The sequence below is a fragment of the Niastella vici genome, assembly GCF_002077945.1.
GTDB classification, from domain to species: domain Bacteria; phylum Bacteroidota; class Bacteroidia; order Chitinophagales; family Chitinophagaceae; genus Niastella; species Niastella vici.
The window spans coordinates 271,962-289,243 of the sequence record NZ_LVYD01000041.1 but is presented as its reverse complement, the minus strand read 5'-3'; the positions used below and the strand labels follow the sequence as shown (position 1 = coordinate 289,243).

Here is a 17,282-nt window from a genome sequence, read left to right as displayed (position 1 = left end):
TTATCCACATACAGGCGCTTTGTTCTCATAGCGCCTTCTTTTTTAGAAGTAAGAGGTAAGAAGTATGAAGTAAGAAACTTGCAAATTACCAGCCTTCCCGTATGGCCAAGGTTCCTCTGAAACGCATAAAAAAGCCTCGCGATTTTAGTCGCGAGGCTTTTAAGTATTATGTTTTTGCTCCCCCTTTAGGGGGATGGGGGGCTAGAAATCCACACCCATAGCAAAATGTAAATAAGGTTTGCCCCGGAAGAATACATTCATTTCCCAGCCGGCATCCAAACGCAGGAAGTAACCCAGCAGGGTACTGCGGGCGCCAAATCCATAACCGCCTACAAAAGGCCCAATACCGCCTGCTTTTATCAAGACCTCTACCGGCGTACCGCCATATGAAACCGATGGCCGTGAGATATTTTTTATTTTTCCGTTCCAGGCGCTGCCGAGGTCTATAAACTGTATAACCTGGAAGTTGCGCAGGAATGCGTTATTGATGGGTTTATTAAAGAGCGTAGCGAATACCGGCAACCTGAATTCGCTGTTAATGATCACTGCATTATTCCCATTGGCAACGTTTTGCGGGAAGCCGCGCATATTAACCGCCAGTGACTGGAAGGCATAATCAGCATCCTGGGGTTTGGGATTTTCGCTGTATTTCGGGAACATCCAGCCATCTACACCACCCAGGTAATAAACGATTTTCTGATTACCCCATGAAAAATCACCTGCTGCGCGACCGGCCCAAATGAAGTTGCGGTAAATAGGATAGTAGTAGCGGCCATCGAAACCAGCGTTCCACGTAATGCGGCCTGGTTTCAAATTACCATCTGAAGGTTTACTGGTCTGGAAATCCAGGTCAGTATATATCTTGTAGCGCAAACCGTTCCAGATGTTCGTAGCTTTCATGATAGCATCGTCATGTACATATTCAATACGGTTAACCGAGAAGGTTTGTTTATTGATGTCGCCTATTTCTAATGTAGCGGGCGTATTTATTTCACCACGTACTACAACCTTATCTGTACGTATACCGGTTGATAATCTTAAACTGCGTACTTTATCGAACGGATATTTAAATACAGCCTGATACAGGTTGGTGTATGATTTTGCTTCATAAAGGTCTGAAGTGCCGTTAATGCCCTGCACATTACCGAGGTCGGTACGGCGATAATAGATCAGCGAGTAATCTATCCTATGTTTGAGGTAGTCGACCCTGCCATACCATTCGCCACCGCCATCGAATAAAGATTGGTTCACCGGTACAAAAACAGAAGATCCCGAACTGCCTACGCCAATACCGGTTCCTATACCGCCTATCAACGGCAAACGCATGGCGCCGGTAAAACGGATGTCTTCGAACAGATCAAATACAGAGGCTTTCAGCATGCCGTTAAAGGCGCCACCGCTTTGTAATACTACCGGCAATGACCCTGTATATGGCTGATAGCGGCTTACGAGGATGTCATTATTAAAGCCGCCTGAGAAATTATCTATTGAAAACTTCAATTTATAATCAAAAAGCTTGGCCTTCTTTAAAACCGTTTCTTGTTCTTTTTGTGAGGGCACCACCGGTACGGTCACATTGTTATTATTATTTTCAGTGGGCTGTTGTTGTGGTTGTACGCTGTCTTTTTTCTCTTTATCGAACCCGGTTTCAAAAATATCACTGATCCTTTTACTGCTGTCGGCCTGTGCGCCGGGTTTATTGAACTGAATGGCCGCTCCGCTGGCTTGTTCTTCGGCGATAATAGTCTTGCGCCGGTATTCAGTAGGCCGGGGATTGAGATTGCGTTTTTTCAGGGCCGATTCGTCAACTTTTAAGCGATATAATAATTTCAGATTTCCTTCCTGTCTTACTTCACTTACCATGCCCTGGTAGCCGGCGATCTTCGTTTCAAGCAAGGCGCTTTGGTAGTTGGTGATCGGGAATGAATAGGCCGAATCCTGGGTCACTGAAAAAGTAAATACAGAGTCTGGTGCAGTTTTACCCCAGGCTTTCAGCGTAGAATCAATTTCCATGGCATCGGGGTTACGCAAAACCTGATCGCCTACCAGTACAACTGTATCGAGCCCGGCCCGTTTGGTGCTGAAGAAACCGGCAAAACGGTTGGCTATACCTGTTTCATCACTAACAAAGGTGAAGTGATAGGTGTTATACTGCATGGGATAACGGGCGTTGCCATACTTCATTTTCGTTAACTGCGTAATTTGCCTGAACTCGCTTTTGTTGTAATTATCGGCCAGGAAAATATTATAGCGTCTTGAAGCAACAGCCGTATCACCGCCTATGGTGGTAGCATCGGGGCGGTTTGAGGAGAACAGGATACCGGTCTTGTTAGGGAAAGCTACAAAGCTGGCATCCAGGTCGGCATAGGCATCATTGGTAACCTGCTCGTAGGTATCTTTTTCAATATTGTAAATATAAATGTCAGATTGACCGTTGCGAACGGCACTTAATAACAGGGTATTGGAGTTCAGCATGAACTTCATGTCCTGTACTTGTTCAAAGTGCGGGATCTCCTGTTTTATTCGTTTGAAATGGGCTATCATATCGTAAACGAACAGCTTTACCTTTCCTTCCGACCAGTAAATACAGGCGAGGCGGGTGCCTTTGCCATCCCAGGCCAGTAAGGGGTAATTAGGATTGATCTCATTCTCGTTTGAGCGAACTCCGGTGTTTAAAAGCACCTTTCTGTCGGTCATATTTTCCCATAACACCACCCGGTACTGTCCTTTTATAAATTCAACCACGGCATAGGTTTGACTGCGGGGTGCGGGGTTGGGCGTAAAGTGTACGAAGTTTTTATTATGGGTCACTTCTTCAACGATCGAAACCGTTCCTTTTGGCAGATCGCGACGGCCGCGGAGGTCCTTTTCATACATTTCAGTTCTTTCCAACATGAAATCTTTCAGCACTTCCTTGAACTTCTTTTTACAAATGCGCTGAGAGGCGCTGTTGAGATTGCGGTATACGCGCGACAGGTATAAAAAGTAGGTAACGTTCTCTTTTTTATATTTATCAGCTATGTATTGCCAGAAGGCATGCCCGGCCAGCAGGGGCTTATCGTAGGCAAGCTGGTAAAAATTCCTGTAATCGCCCGACAGCAGGGCCAGCTTCAGATCGTTGTCGTATTGAGGGCTCCAGTCTTCCGCTACGTAATCAACATAACCGTCAACCAGCCATTTGGGCAGGTCGAGCAGGGCCTGGTTGGTGGCGAACTCCCCCAGGTCATCGCCAAAAAGGATATTATCGGTAAGAATACGGGCAATACCCTGGCGTATTTGCTTGCGTAAATTGGCATGATCGCCGTCGAAATAGATCACCATTTTGTTATTCACCAGCTTGGTAATACCACCGGATGTTTGCCAGTCGAGGTTCAGCCCGATATTCGATTGCTGTAATTCATCAAAATGATTATATATAACGATATTCGCACGGCGTTGCAGGCCATATTCAACAAATTGTTCAAGACCGGGCAATTCGTTTTCAGCCACCTGCGCTACATAGTTGGCAATGGTTTTACCATTTTCGTAGAAATAAGTATTGAAATTGGTGCTTTGGTAATATTGCCATTTGAATTTACGGTACTGTACCCGGTTCTTTCCAAACTCTACAGTATTCACCTGGGCGAATAGTACGGTTGGCAGCAAGATGGCAAGTAAAAAGGGAACGGAGGAAAACGATTTTGTCTTTGGCTGATTCTGTTGAAATTGCATAGCCTGTCTTTAAATGTTTTAAAGTTAAAACAATCCATAATACCGCGAAAATCAATTATATTAAGGTACGAGTATGCTTACAGTGACGTCATTTACTTTTAGTCCGGTTCAGGAGAATACGTATGTGGTGTATAACGAGACGGGCGAATGCTGCATTGTTGATCCCGGTTGCTATTTCGGGAATGAGCGCAATGAGCTGAAAGAATTTATACAAACTTCAGGGCTAACGCCTAAATATTTGTTAAATACACATTGCCATCTGGACCACGTATTCGGAAACAAATTCATTTATGATACCTGGGGCCTAACCCTTCACCTGCACGAAAAAGAAAAGCCGGTTCTGGAATATGCACCCACGTTTGGCTTATCATGGGGCCTGCCTTTTGATAATTACAAAGGCGACCTTATCTTTTTACGCGAAGGTGACACCATACCGTTGGGTAATGATGCGCTACAGGTAATATTTACACCCGGCCATTCCCCGGGACATATCTGTTTTTATTGTCAGGCGCAGCAGTTCGTAATTGGCGGCGATGTATTGTTCCACGAAAGCATTGGCCGAACTGATTTGCCGGGCGGAAATTTCGATACCCTGATTGCCAGTATCCGCAACCAGCTATTTGTGTTGCCCGATGATACCGTGGTTTTCCCCGGTCATGGGCCTCAAACTACTGTCGGGTATGAAAAAATGCACAATCCGTTTCTGAAGGGTTTATAGGTCTTGATAAGCTCTTATATAAATTTATAGATCATTTTCCCAACATAGGGCAGTCTGCTGAATTCTTTACGTTCAACCCGCAGAATAAATACCAGGTAACCGAAGGTTAATACGGTGGCCAGTGAGTAATTGAGCCAGGTGTTCGGCCACCAGCTGGTGACATAATGATGTACAAAGTATAAAATGGCCACTATTACCATGTAAGCGCACAGTTTTTTGGTGGCGTAGGGAATAGGATATTTTTTTTGCCCCCATATATAGGAAACAACCATCATACTGCCATAGCATAAGAAAGTTGCCCAGGCACAGGCTATATAACTGTACCGGGGAATAAAAGCTGCATTTATAACCAGGGTAATGACGGCACCTATGAGGGTGATCCAGGCCCCGGCCATGGTTTTTTGCGATAATTTATACCAGATCGACAAATTGTAATAAATACCCAGGAACATATTGGCAAAAAGCAAAATGGGCACCACCGTAAGTCCCTTCCACATGGCCTCGTTCTTGATAAATTGTTTCCAGATATCCAGGTAAAGCGCTACCACCAGGAACATCAATGTAATGGTGATCACAAAAAATTTCATTACCCGGGCATAGGTTCTGGGCGCATCTTCCTGCTGTGATTGCTTAAAGAAGAACGGTTCGGCGCCCATGCGGAAAGCCTGTATGAACAACGTGATCAGAATAGATAATTTATAACAGGCGCTGTAAGTGCCCACTTCAAAAAGGGCCGCTTTTTCAGATTGAGCAGGCGCCCACCAGCCCAGCATAATACGGTCGAAGGTTTCGTTGATCATTCCGGCAAAACCCGCTACGGCCAGCGGCCAGGCATACAGCATTACCTCCTTCCACATAGGGAAATTGAATTTCCAGTGAAAGTCGAAAAACTCTTTCCTTAAAACAACGAGCTGGTAAAACGATTGAACCAGATTGGCCAGCAAAATATATCCTACGCCAAATTCTTTGTTGTAGATCAATAACAACGGGCTGTTGGGATTTTTTTGCAACAGGGTAGGACAAACCGATAAAAAGAAATAAGTAAGGCCAATGTACAACAGGATGCCACTTATGCGCACAAATGCAAATTTCATGGGCCGGTTTTCGTGCCTGAGTTTGGCAAAGGGAAGGGCCGATAATGCATCAAATGCAATGATGAACGCACTTATGGTAACATATTCAGCATGATCCTTTATAGAGATCAGGTGGGCAAAAGATCTGTTGAAGAGGATCAACAGGGTGCACAGGCTAAGGGTGCTGGTGATTATTGAAATGGAAAGCGTATTGTAGATCTCGTTCTTGTATTCGTCTTTTTGAATATACCGGAAAAAAGCCGTTTCTACCCCAAAAAGAAAGAGGGTGTTTAAAAAGGGAATGGCTGCATATACCAGGCTCATTTCCCCGTAAGCTGCCCCGCTAAGTTTATACGTGAGGTACGGAGTAAGCAGGTAATTCAGGAAACGGGCAAAAATACTACTGACCCCATACCACAATGTTTGCCCGGCTAATTTTTTAATACCGCTCAATGAAATTTATTTAAGATTAATGATCAAAATTAAGGGTTCAATCATAATATTCGCTGTTAACGCGTGATATAGGATTTAAATAACACAATCAATACCCGCGCCAATTTGGTCATGTATAGGGGCATTGATTATCAGGCGGTCAGCGGCTGGGGATGAACCGGCGCCAAAGGTAAGGCTGTTGAGAAAGGTTACAAGTTTAAGGTTTCCCATTTTCAGGGCCAAAAATCGCCGGCCCGGGTACCGGTTTCCGGTTTCCGGTTTCCGGTTGCCAGGCCTCGAATGCCGGTCACTCTACCTTTGGTCGGGTTCTCCGTACTTTTTGCCCGGTAGCCGGGACCCTGTAACTGGTAACTGTTTCTCCATTCCGTATTGACGACTGCCCATTCACGATTGCCGGTAAGCCGGAAATTCCCGTTTCCCGCCCCCGCAACTGTTAATATGTTTTTATCAGGTGGCTCTTGCTATCTTTACCGCTTCAATGTATATTTAAGCATCAAAATCCGATCCCGATGAAAGTATCTTTACCCTTAATGGTCCTTGTGACCGTTATTTCCTTAAGCACTCCTGTGTTTTCGCAATCAGGCGAAACAAAAGTTGAATACCAGAAAAGCGATAAAATTGTAGCCATCATCGAATTGCCCTACGCTGATGAAGTAGTGGAAGACGCCATCAAAGAATATATGGGAAAAAAAGGTGGTAAAAGTGATCATATCAAAAGTTTTGATGTGTACCGCAATGCCCGCCTTTCCGATACTGATCCCGAAATTGTAGATGTACACTGCAAGGTAGAACGTAAGCTGGTAAAAGACCGTGAAACGAGCGTGGTATACCTGCTTATTGGCCGCCCCGGTGAAAACGTTGGCGCCCGTACTCCCGATGACCGCTTCAAGGTAACTGAGGCCAAGGAATTGTTGAACACCATGGCGCCTTACATTGATGCCTATAACCTCGATGTACAAATTAAAAAGCAGGAAGAAGTGGTAAGGAAATCTGAAAAAAGATTGCTGAACCTCAAAGACGACCAGTACGACCTGGAAAAAAGATTAAAATCCCTGCAGGATAAAATTGCCCAGAACAAGAATGACCAGTTAATGCAAACTGAAGACCTGAACCGCCAGAAGGATACCCTGAATGCCATTCATAACAAAAAAGATGTAACCCAGGGCAAGTTGAGCCGTCAGTAAGTTGGTTATTATAGATAAGTTGGAGCGTTAATTTTTAAATAGTTGAAGCGCGGTACACAGCAGTGTGCCGCGTTTTTTTTGCCGGGAACGGGCTTACGCCGAGCAGGCCTGCCGGGCGCGCGTTTTCGCCTGCCGGCAGAAAGGCGAAGGGTCGAGGCGGTGTCTTACTCCGGTTGTGCAAACCTGCTATCATTGATAAACGTAGAATCGGTAAGCGTTTTCAGGAATTCAAGCACATAGAATTTTTCTGCATTGGTGAGTGGGATCTTGTTCTTTAACAGCGGATCAAGCGTAGCGCTGGTTTGTACGCCGCTGCTGTAATGATCGAGTACGCTGGTGATGGAAGAAAAACGGCCATCGTGGCCATAGGGAAAGGTAAGGGCCACATTGCGCAAACCGGGCACTTTAAATTTCAGCGAGTCTTCTTTTTTATTGGTGATGCGCATTCTTCCCAAATCATTAATGTAGGGGTCAACCGGTATACCGGTGTTGCGAAAGCTATGGTCGGTAAATAATGGTTCGGGATGACAGCCGGTACATTTCGATTGAAAAAGGGCATATCCGTTCTGTTCTGTTTGCGTAAAGCTGGCCATACCCAGTTTTACCTTATCATATTTTGAATTGGCCGATACCAGCGAGGTTACAAACTGGGTTATGGCAAGTAACATGCGCTGGCTGTTAATGGTATCACTGCCGAAGGCAGCCCTGAACATTTTTTTGTAGGTATCGTCCTGCTGTAGCTTGCCAATGACATTGTTTATATCCTCTGCCATTTCATTGGGTGCAGTTAGCGGGGCTAATGGCTGTACTTCAATATTGGTAATGCCGCCATCCCAATGCATTTCTTTATTCCAGGCTAAATTAAAAAGCCCGGGGGCATTGCGAAAGGTGAACTGGTTATTGAAGCCATGGCTCAATGGATGATCGTAGGTAGAAAATGCCGCGAATTGCTGATGGCACGAGGAGCAGGGAAAATTCCCGTCTTTCGACAGGCGGCCATCATAAAATAGTTTCCTGCCCAGTTCAAACCCCTCCTGTGTAAGGGGATTGCCGGTAAAGGTATATTGCGGGGCAGGAAATCCTGCTGGTATTGAAAAGGTCAGCGGATGAGGCCCACTGTTACCACTGCCTGATTTTTTACAGGCATTTACCAGCAGGCAACCTAAAAAAAGCAATAAACAAATTCTTATTGACCATCTTACAGCCACTGTTTATTCATTAAACACGGAATCTACGGTAAACATTTTTGAATAATTTTCAGCCACCTGTTTAGCCAGCTCGCCGGGCGTGCTGATTACCGGGTTTTCAGAAATTTTTATATCCCAGGGATTATAGAACCAGTCATACGCATCGCAAGTTATGAACATCTCGCTCGTTTTGCCGGGTTTCAGATCAAGGTTTTGCGCATAGGGGAATAACAGGTTCACGGTTTTGAGTACGCTTTCGGTACCCGAAAAACCGCCGATATGGTATTCAAATTTTCCGGCCTGTGCCGATTTGGGCGACGTGCCTTCCAGCTTGGCCATAATATAACCGGTATTCCAGGTCCAGAACATACCCTTGGCCGGGTCAAGGGCATCGGTTTGGGCACCGCTTACATTCTGCGCACTGTCGACCCCAATAGAAAATGAAATACGGTTATACACGTATGGTAAAATGGATATTTTTATTTCTGTGGAAGCAGAGTCGGAAAAATCGACCAGGTAATATTTATCATTGGCCAGTTTGAATATTTTACCTGAGTCGGTATTGATCATTTGAAAATTATGTACATAGAATTTGAAAGCAGTGGGCGTGAAGGATTCTTTAAAATAATTGGTATAGGCTTTTCCCAGCACCAGGGGAACAGAATCGTACAGTACAACGGGTTTAAATTTCAACACCAGGTTATGATCTTTCTGCGGCTCTTCATCAAATTTCAATTCTTTCTGACAGGAGATGATGGCTGTTCCTAACAGTAATACAATGCAAAGTTTGGGCAAATTAACTCGGTGCAGTAGGTGAGTCAGTTTCATAGCATTCGGTGTTACGCTTACAAATCGCCGGGACGGATCTTTCGCCGGTTTTGTTTGTGTTGTGATTGTTTCTGTTTAGTATCGAGCCGCTTTTCCTTGGCTGCTTTGGAAGGTTTGGTGGCGATCCGTCTTTTTTCTTTCTTTAATGCCTGCTCAATGAACGTATTCATTTTTTTTACCACTTCTTCCTTATTCTGCAACTGGCTGCGGTGAATCTGGCTTCTTACTTGCAAAAACCCTTCCGAATTTATTTTTGACGCCAATTTCTTTTGAACAATGGTTTTTTGTTCATCGTTCAAAATCAGTGAATTAGATATATGAAAATATCCTTCCACCATTGTCTCCACTTTATTTACGTTTTGCCCCCCACTACCGCCGCTTCGGGCAGTTTTAAATTCTAATTCTCTTGAAACATCTATCTTCATTCTATAAAGGTAAAATTAATTTACAGGTACTATGCGAGCGGTTATACAACGGGTTACACAGGCGAATGTTGTTATCGATAATAATATACGGTCGGCCATTTCAAAGGGTTTGCTCGTATTGGTAGGAATTGAAGACACCGATACTGCAGAAGATATAAGCTGGCTAAGCAGCAAGATCGTTAACCTGCGCATCTTTAATGATGCTGCCGGGGTTATGAATGAATCGGTAAAAGAACAGGGCGGCGATCTGTTGGTGGTAAGCCAGTTCACCCTGCATGCTTCTACCAAAAAAGGGAACCGGCCTTCCTACATTAAGGCATCAAAACCACCCATTGCCGTTCCATTGTATGAACAGTTTGTTCAGCAATTGCAAACCGATTTGGGTAAACCGGTATTTACCGGCGAATTCGGAGCCGATATGAAAGTGTCGCTGTTAAATGACGGACCGGTTACCATCGTCATCGATACAAAGAATAAGGAATAACGATAATGTGATAAATGATTAATTTGTGTAGCATATATGGAAATCAGGGAAGCACAACAACAGGTTGATCACTGGATAAAAACAGTGGGTGTTCGATATTTCAGCGAACTCACCAATATGGCCATTCTTACAGAAGAAGTGGGAGAGTTGGCGCGTATTATGGCCCGTAAGTACGGCGATCAGTCGTTTAAAGAAAGTGATAAACAAAAAGACCTGGCCGATGAAATGGCCGATGTTCTGTGGGTGCTTATATGCATGGCCAATCAAACCGGCGTTGACCTTACCGAGGCGCTGCATAAGAATTTCGAAAAGAAAAATATCCGCGATGCTACCCGCCATCAGGAAAATGAAAAGCTGAAAAAATAACCGGGGCAGGCATTGCTGAGCATCTCGCTTTGCTTAAAGAATGCATGGTTTTTTGAGTTGGCCATGACCACCGTAATGCGGATACATATACCATAAAAAATGTGTCTAAAATTTGATAAGCCTGCCCGGCATGCCGGCATTAGCTGGCAGTAAGGAACTTCGAATGTTGGCCTGGTAAACTTTTCAACTTATCGCCTATATTTGCAGCCTTATGGCAACAGACAACAATAGGTTCCAGGCAATTATTTCGCATTGCAAAGAGTATGGTTTTATTTTTCAGTCCAGTGAAATTTATGATGGGCTTAGTGCCGTGTACGATTATGGCCAGTGGGGAAGCGAGTTGAAGAAGAATATCCGTGACTATTGGTGGAAGAGTATGACCCAGATGCATGAGAACATCGTGGGTATTGATGCTGCCATATTTATGCATCCCACAACCTGGAAGGCCAGCGGGCACGTTGATAATTTCAGCGACCCCATGATCGATAATAAAGACAGTAAGAAACGCTATCGCGTTGATCACCTTATTGAAGCCAAAGCCGATGAACTGGAGCTGGCCGGTAAAAAAGCCGAAGCCGATGCCCTATTGGCTGAAATGGATAAGTTGCTGGTAGCCAATGATTATGATGGGTTGAAAAAACTCATAGAAGATAATAAAATTAAATGTGCAGTAAGCGGTACCGGTAACTGGACTGAAATACGTCAGTTTAACCTGATGTTCAGCACCCAGTTGGGCAGCGTATCAGAAGAAGCCAGTGAAATTTACCTGCGGCCCGAAACTGCTCAGGGTATCTTCGTGAACTTCCTGAACGTACAAAAAACCGGCCGTATGAAAATACCTTTTGGTATTGCTCAAACCGGTAAGGCTTTCCGTAACGAGATCGTTGCCCGCCAATTCGTATTCCGCATGCGGGAGTTTGAGCAGATGGAGATGCAGTTCTTTGTTCGTCCTGGCACGCAAAAAGAATGGTACGAGTACTGGAAGGAAGAGCGCATGAAATGGCACCTGAGCCTGGGTATTCCAAAAGAAAAATACCGTTTTCATGATCACGCCAAGCTGGCTTTTTATGCCGATGCAGCCTGCGATATTGAATATAATTTCCCAATTGGTTTTAAAGAGGTTGAAGGTATACATTCCCGTACCGATTACGATTTGAGTAAACACCAGGAGTATAGCAAAAAGAAAATGCAGTACTTCGATTCGGAGATCAATCAAAACTATATCCCATACGTAATTGAAACTTCGATTGGTTTAGATAGAACGGTTTTAATGGTATTAAGCGAAGCTTATACTGAAGAAGACCTAAGTACTGCTGAAAAGCAGGATAGCCGTGTTGTGTTAAAGATACCGCCAAAGCTGGCGCCCATTAAACTGGCCGTATTGCCGTTGGTGAAAAAGGATGGGTTACCCGAAATTGCCCGCGAAATTATGGATGACTGTAAGGCGCATTTCCGTTGTTTTTATGAAGAAAAAGACACTATTGGAAAGCGCTATCGTCGTATGGACGCAATTGGTACACCGTTCTGTATTACAATAGATAAACAAACCAAAGAGGATGGAACTGTTACTATCCGGTACCGCGATACCATGCAACAGGATCGTATTCCTGCTACCCAAATAAGGGAGCTGGTTCAGAAATACATTGTCTAAAAACGGTATAGATATTGAGCTAAATCAAATATCAAAATCGTGGATCTACTCTTTTATTCTATGAGGAACCTTGTATTTTTGTAATAACCTTAAAAAAACCAGGTGAATCAACATTGGAGGCTAGCTTATGCTCTTAATTAAATTGTCTATTGAAGTTTCAATGCTGGCTGGCATTATAGCTATTGCTTTTGCTACAGGTTTCCTACTCAGGCACTCACAGCTGAAAAAGCTGCAATTCAAAGTGACCGATCTGGAGAAGGAAATGATCGACAGCCACGCAGAAATCCTTGAATTACAGCGAGATAGGTTGCTGTTGGAAGAAAAGCTGAAAGGCAACTCCAACATCCCGGTGATCCCTATTACCGCTAAAGAAGAAAAGAAGTCAGACATGCTGCAGGATAAATCATTCGGTAAAAAATAGCTGTCCTGGCATTGTTCCTCGTGTTTTTGTTTTTTTATTCCCTTTTTATCTGCACTGTTTTTACCAAGTCCTTTTCAAAAATTCCCGACAGATCCAATAAGATCATCGACTTACAATTGATGATAACAGGTATTTATTGATATAAATCAAATAACTGCCTGGGTTAATTGTATTTGTCATCTATGTGTGCTGGTAACGGCCAGTTGATATCGCCATCTTTACCCATATAATTCCTGGTGTATGGCTTTACGGTCGTACCCCAGCGCCTGTATGCGCTGTTTGGCTTCATCGATCATATTCTTCCAGCCGCATAAATAAAAATAAGCGGGCTTAACTAAAGCAGCATCTGCTCCATTGGCCTGGGTACTATTTGCCCGGCATATATCTTCATAAATAGAATGAACATAACCGGTGCGTATTAAATGATTATAGTTTTCGGGAACTTCCCTTGAGAAGGTGGGGATGTATTGAAAGCTGGTCACTTTTTCTGATAATTCCTGCAATTCCGTTCCATAAAGGCTATCTGTAAGCTTTCTGCAGCCAAAGATCAGGTATATGTTCTGGTGACTGATGTTATGGTTTAAAATATGATGGGCCATTGAGCGAAAAGGCGCTATGCCGGTACCGGTACAAATAAAGAACAGGTCGCGGTCAATAGGTTGGGGCAGGGTAAACTTGCCCAGCGGGCCGCGGAAGGTGAGTGCGTCTCCTTCTTTTATTTCATTAAAAAGCCAGGTGGTGCCGGCGCCGCCCTCCAGTAAAACGATCACCAGTTCAAAAACGTTGGTGCCATCGGGCCAGGAGGCAATGGAATAGCTGCGTTGCCGCCGGGCAGGTTTTTCATGAATAGGAAGGTCGAGCGTTACAAATTGGCCGGGCTCAAAATCGAAAGCCTGTACATCTGGCACTTCTATCCAATACCGTCTTGTATTGCTGGTTTCGTTTGCAATGCGAATGACTTTACCGGTTTGCCAGGGCAGAAGCGACATATAGCTAGCAGGTTTGATACCAATTTAAGATACTTGATTTTAGGCCACTGGCCAAAAATCGGTGAATGGTGATTCAATGGGGATTGGTGAAATTCATTTACAGGTTCCATGTTCCAGGTTGCAAGGAAAAAGGCAGTTACAAGTTACCAGAATCCGGTTACCGGGTAAAAGACCCGGAGACCCCTACCAGTAGGTAGTGTAATCAAAATTCCATGCCCGGAAACTGGCAGCCGGTACCTGGTAACCTGGAACTTGCGACCTGCAACTGCTCATTAATTTACCTTTTGCCCATTGCCTCTTGCCAATTGCTCCCTGACTCGTATCTTTGCGCCGCTGATATGAATTTGCAGGTGCTGCTCGACGCATATAAAAATAACCCCCGCCTTTTTCAACTGGCGGACAGGCTCTCTTTTGCCCAACCCCAACAAATTTTTTGCAAGAACCTGCATGGAAGTTCCCCCGCTTTTGTGATAAGCACTATTTTTCAGCATGATGCCTGCAGCCAGCTCAACCATGTCATTATTTGTGAAGATGCCGAGTCGGCTGCCTACATGCACAATTCGCTGGAGAACCTGACCCATGCCCTGAATATCTTTTTCTTTCCCACCTCTTTCAAGAACAGGAAGAATTTCCGGTTGCTCAATTCCTCGCACGTAATGCTGCGAACAGAAGCGCTTACCCGGTTTTCTTCGCCCCCGGCAGGCAGCAACCGCGTTGGTATGCTGGTTACCTATCCCGAGGCCCTGTTCGAAAAAGTGGTTCTGCCCAAAACCCTGGCCGGAAATATCATTTATTTAAAATCGGGCGACGCCATTGACGTAGAAGGATTGTTGCGGCAACTGGTTGATTATGGTTTTTCATCAACCGATTTTGTATACGAACCGGGGCAGTTTGCCTTACGTGGTGGTATCCTTGATATTTATTCATTTGGCAATGAAAAACCGTACCGGGTTGAATTGTTTGGTAATGATGTGGACTCTATCCGCATTTTTGATCCCGAAACGCAGTTAAGCGAGCGCAAATTATTACAGGTAAGCATCATCCCCAATGTAGAAACGCAGTTTGATGAAGAGGGCAAGATCTCCCTCTTTGAGTTCCTGCCCGAAAATACCATTTACTGGGTGCAGGATTGGGAGCTTACCAAAGAAAAGCTGCTGACCCAGGAAGAAGACCTGCGCCTGTTCCTCGAAATGCAGTCGAACAATAAAGCGCCCAAAGAAAATGTAGAGGATGACGATAAAACCATAAAAACAACCATTAAGGCCGATGAGTTTATAGCGGGCCCGTTGAAAAAACAGTTAGCCAGCCGCCATGTAGTAGAATTTGGCTATCAGTCGGGGTTCATTGAAGACAGCGAGCCCACTCAACACACGCCACTCACTATTGACTACAATACAAAAGACCAGCCCGCATTCAACCGCCAGTTCGATCTGCTGATAAAAGACCTGAAGCAATGGGAAGCAAAGAAATTCAGTCTGTACTTATTTGCTGAGAATCCCCGGCAGTTGGAACGGTTGAACAGCATTTTTGAAGACCTGAAAGCAGGCATCCAGTTCACGCCGGTGCCTACCTCTATACATGAAGGGTTTATTGATGAAGACCTGAAAGTGATCTGTTATACCGATCACCAGATCTTCCAGCGCTATCATAAATACAAGGTAAAGCAGGCCTATAATAAGAACAAGGCCATTACCATGCGCACCCTGCGCGAGCTGCAGCCCGGCGATTACGTTACCCATATAGACCATGGCGTAGGCGTTTACAGCGGTTTGCAAAAACTGGAATCGAACGGCAGGCTGCAGGAAGCCGTGCGTATCATTTATAAAGACAGCGACATCCTGTATGTGAACATCAACTCGCTGCATAAAATTTCGAAATATACCGGTAAGGAAGGAACCATACCCAAGGTAAACAAGCTGGGTAGTGAAGCCTGGAACAAGCTGAAAGAAAAAACCAAAACGAAGGTTAAGGAAATTGCCTTTGACCTCATTACCCTGTATGCACAACGTAAGGCCCAGCAGGGTTTTCAGCATGCGCCTGATAACTACATGCAAACCGAGCTGGAAGCTTCCTTTATTTATGAAGATACGCCCGATCAAAGCAAGGCCACGGGCGATGTGAAGAAGGATATGGAATCACCCTCACCAATGGACCGGCTGGTATGCGGCGACGTAGGGTTTGGAAAAACGGAGATCGCTATACGCGCAGCCTTCAAAAGCTGTTGCGATGGCAAGCAGGCCGCTGTGCTGGTGCCCACCACCATTCTGGCCTTTCAGCATTATAAAACTTTTAGTGAGCGACTGAAAGATTTTCCGGTGACCGTTGATTATGTGAACCGCTTTAAATCGGCCAAAGAGAAAAAGGAAACCCTGAAGAAGCTCGAAGAAGGCAAAATTGATATTATTATTGGCACCCATGCGCTCCTGGGCAAGGAAGTCAAATACAAAGACCTGGGCTTACTGGTCATTGACGAAGAACAAAAATTCGGTGTGGCGCATAAGGAAAAGATCAAGACCCTGCGTACCAATGTAGACTGTTTAACCTTAACGGCAACGCCTATACCACGAACGCTGCAGTTCAGCCTTATGGGCGCGCGTGACCTCAGCATTATTAATACCCCGCCGCCGAACAGGCAACCCATTCAAACCGAAGTGCAGGTTTTTAACCAGGACTTCATTCGCGATTCAATTTATTTTGAAACCGAACGGGGCGGGCAGGTATTCTTTATTCATAACCGGGTACAGGGTTTGGCCGAAATGGCTGCCCTTATACAGGGGTTATGCCCCGACCTGAGCATTGGCTTTGCCCATGGCCAGCTCGAAGGGCATGAGCTGGAAGAACGCATTCTTGACTTTATTGATAGAAAATACGACGTACTAATTTGTACCAACATTGTTGAAAGCGGGGTTGATATTCCCAATGTAAATACCATTATCATCAACAATGCCCATCACTTTGGGTTAAGCGACCTGCACCAGCTACGGGGCAGGGTAGGCCGCAGCAATAAAAAAGCATTCTGTTATCTGCTGGCGCCGCCAATGAGCACGCTGCCGCCCGATTCAAGAAAGCGGTTACAAACCCTGGAGCAGCACAGCGAGCTGGGCAGCGGCTTTCAGATAGCCATGCGCGACCTCGACATACGGGGTGCGGGTAACCTGTTGGGTGGCGAACAAAGCGGCTTTATGGCCGAGATCGGTTTCGAAATGTACCAGAAGGTACTGGAAGAAGCCATCAAGGAATTGAAGCGTACACAGTTCCGCGAACTATTTAAGGCAGAGATCTCCAAACAGGAAGATTATGTGCAGGATTGCACCATTGATACTGATCTGGAAATATTGATCCCCGATAGTTATGTAGAAAGTATTACCGAACGGTTAACGTTATATACCCGACTCGATAATTGCGACAATGAAGAAGATCTGCAGGCTTTTGCCACCGAACTGCAGGACCGCTTTGGCCCCATACCGCAGCAGGTAGAAGACCTGTTCCATACGGTGCGCTGCCGCAGACTGGCCGTTGAGCTGGGCTTTGAAAAAATGTTGCTGAAAGATGATACGCTGAAATGCTATTTCATCAACAAGGCCGACTCACCTTATTTTGAATCGTCCATATTCCATAATATACTTACGTTTATTCAAACCCAAACGAACAAGGCCCGCCTGAAACAGAATGGAAAATTATTTATGCTGGTAGTAGCAGATATGGGTACCATGCAAAAGATGGTACGCTTCTTATCGCAGATGAAACAGTTTGTAGCGGCAAAAGAGGAAACAGCGTAAGTGGTGATCAGGA

13 protein-coding genes are annotated in these 17,282 nt (G+C 44.9%); 7 read left to right on the top strand and 6 right to left on the bottom strand.

Annotation, left to right across the window (positions count from 1 at the left end; all coding sequences use genetic code 11):
• Positions 1-201: 201 nt before the first annotated feature.
• Positions 202-3,711: a hypothetical protein gene (locus A3860_RS10880; protein ID WP_081146719.1), complete on the bottom strand. Its 3,510-nt coding sequence runs from the start codon at positions 3,709-3,711 to the stop codon at positions 202-204.
• Between the two features lie 73 nt (positions 3,712-3,784).
• Here A3860_RS10880 and A3860_RS10875 point away from each other — a divergent pair, with 73 nt between their 5' ends.
• A complete protein-coding gene (locus A3860_RS10875; RefSeq protein WP_081146718.1) occupies positions 3,785-4,429 on the top strand; it encodes an MBL fold metallo-hydrolase in 645 nt (214 codons plus the stop codon).
• Positions 4,430-4,443: 14 nt separating this feature from the next.
• Here the strand turns inward: A3860_RS10875 and A3860_RS10870 are convergent, their stop codons facing one another.
• Positions 4,444-5,955, bottom strand: a complete 1,512-nt coding sequence (locus tag A3860_RS10870) for an oligosaccharide flippase family protein (RefSeq protein ID WP_081146717.1) — start codon at positions 5,953-5,955, stop codon at positions 4,444-4,446.
• 509 nt (positions 5,956-6,464) lie between these two features.
• Here A3860_RS10870 and A3860_RS10865 point away from each other — a divergent pair.
• Positions 6,465-7,139, top strand: a complete 675-nt coding sequence (locus tag A3860_RS10865; RefSeq protein WP_081146716.1) for a hypothetical protein — start codon at positions 6,465-6,467, stop codon at positions 7,137-7,139.
• A 164-nt stretch (positions 7,140-7,303) separates the two neighbouring features.
• On the opposite strand, the gene A3860_RS10860 is transcribed toward A3860_RS10865, so the two are convergent.
• The 3 genes from A3860_RS10860 to arfB are packed head-to-tail and all read right to left on the bottom strand — an operon-like array spanning position 7,304 to position 9,579.
• Positions 7,304-8,347, bottom strand: coding sequence for a cytochrome-c peroxidase (locus tag A3860_RS10860; protein ID WP_081146715.1), 1,044 nt, complete (start codon positions 8,345-8,347; stop codon positions 7,304-7,306).
• A 3-nt stretch (positions 8,348-8,350) separates the two neighbouring features.
• Positions 8,351-9,154 carry an MbnP family protein gene (locus tag A3860_RS10855; RefSeq protein ID WP_081146714.1) on the bottom strand — a complete coding sequence of 268 codons (804 nt, stop codon included), beginning with the start codon at positions 9,152-9,154 and terminating at the stop codon, positions 8,351-8,353.
• Between the two features lie 17 nt (positions 9,155-9,171).
• Complete coding sequence (gene arfB / locus A3860_RS10850) at positions 9,172-9,579, bottom strand: alternative ribosome rescue aminoacyl-tRNA hydrolase ArfB (RefSeq protein WP_081146713.1); 408 nt, start codon at positions 9,577-9,579, stop codon at positions 9,172-9,174.
• A gap of 31 nt (positions 9,580-9,610) precedes the next feature.
• Between arfB and dtd the strand changes: the two genes are divergently transcribed.
• The 4 genes from dtd (at position 9,611) to A3860_RS10830 (ending at position 12,501) form a co-directional block, all read left to right on the top strand.
• The gene (gene dtd, locus A3860_RS10845; RefSeq protein ID WP_081146712.1) at positions 9,611-10,063 is read left to right on the top strand and encodes a D-aminoacyl-tRNA deacylase; all 453 of its coding nucleotides are present in this window, start codon (positions 9,611-9,613) and stop codon (positions 10,061-10,063) included.
• A gap of 36 nt (positions 10,064-10,099) precedes the next feature.
• Positions 10,100-10,429: a nucleotide pyrophosphohydrolase gene (locus A3860_RS10840; protein ID WP_081146711.1), complete on the top strand. Its 330-nt coding sequence runs from the start codon at positions 10,100-10,102 to the stop codon at positions 10,427-10,429.
• A 211-nt stretch (positions 10,430-10,640) separates the two neighbouring features.
• On the top strand, positions 10,641-12,080 hold the full coding sequence (locus tag A3860_RS10835; RefSeq protein ID WP_081146710.1) for a glycine--tRNA ligase: 1,440 nt from the start codon (positions 10,641-10,643) through the stop codon (positions 12,078-12,080).
• Positions 12,081-12,207: 127 nt separating this feature from the next.
• The gene (locus tag A3860_RS10830; protein WP_081146709.1) at positions 12,208-12,501 is read left to right on the top strand and encodes a hypothetical protein; all 294 of its coding nucleotides are present in this window, start codon (positions 12,208-12,210) and stop codon (positions 12,499-12,501) included.
• 218 nt (positions 12,502-12,719) lie between these two features.
• Here A3860_RS10830 and A3860_RS10825 read toward each other — a convergent pair whose 3' ends face one another.
• Positions 12,720-13,490 carry a ferredoxin--NADP reductase gene (locus A3860_RS10825; RefSeq protein WP_081146708.1) on the bottom strand — a complete coding sequence of 257 codons (771 nt, stop codon included), beginning with the start codon at positions 13,488-13,490 and terminating at the stop codon, positions 12,720-12,722.
• 338 nt (positions 13,491-13,828) lie between these two features.
• Here A3860_RS10825 and mfd point away from each other — a divergent pair, with 338 nt between their 5' ends.
• Positions 13,829-17,269 carry a transcription-repair coupling factor gene (gene mfd / locus A3860_RS10820; protein WP_081146817.1) on the top strand — a complete coding sequence of 1,147 codons (3,441 nt, stop codon included), beginning with the start codon at positions 13,829-13,831 and terminating at the stop codon, positions 17,267-17,269.
• Positions 17,270-17,282: the final 13 nt, after the last annotated feature.

Coding starts and splice junctions, on each gene's coding strand:
- A3860_RS10880 (WP_081146719.1), bottom strand. CDS start 3,711: ATGCAATTTCAACAGAATCAGCCAAAGACAAAATCGTTTTCCTCCGTT.
- A3860_RS10875 (WP_081146718.1), top strand. CDS start 3,785: ATGCTTACAGTGACGTCATTTACTTTTAGTCCGGTTCAGGAGAATACG.
- A3860_RS10865 (WP_081146716.1), top strand. CDS start 6,465: ATGAAAGTATCTTTACCCTTAATGGTCCTTGTGACCGTTATTTCCTTA.
- A3860_RS10855 (WP_081146714.1), bottom strand. CDS start 9,154: ATGAAACTGACTCACCTACTGCACCGAGTTAATTTGCCCAAACTTTGC.
- arfB (WP_081146713.1), bottom strand. CDS start 9,579: ATGAAGATAGATGTTTCAAGAGAATTAGAATTTAAAACTGCCCGAAGC.
- dtd (WP_081146712.1), top strand. CDS start 9,611: ATGCGAGCGGTTATACAACGGGTTACACAGGCGAATGTTGTTATCGAT.
- A3860_RS10840 (WP_081146711.1), top strand. CDS start 10,100: ATGGAAATCAGGGAAGCACAACAACAGGTTGATCACTGGATAAAAACA.
- A3860_RS10835 (WP_081146710.1), top strand. CDS start 10,641: ATGGCAACAGACAACAATAGGTTCCAGGCAATTATTTCGCATTGCAAA.
- A3860_RS10830 (WP_081146709.1), top strand. CDS start 12,208: ATGCTCTTAATTAAATTGTCTATTGAAGTTTCAATGCTGGCTGGCATT.
- A3860_RS10825 (WP_081146708.1), bottom strand. CDS start 13,490: ATGTCGCTTCTGCCCTGGCAAACCGGTAAAGTCATTCGCATTGCAAAC.
- mfd (WP_081146817.1), top strand. CDS start 13,829: ATGAATTTGCAGGTGCTGCTCGACGCATATAAAAATAACCCCCGCCTT.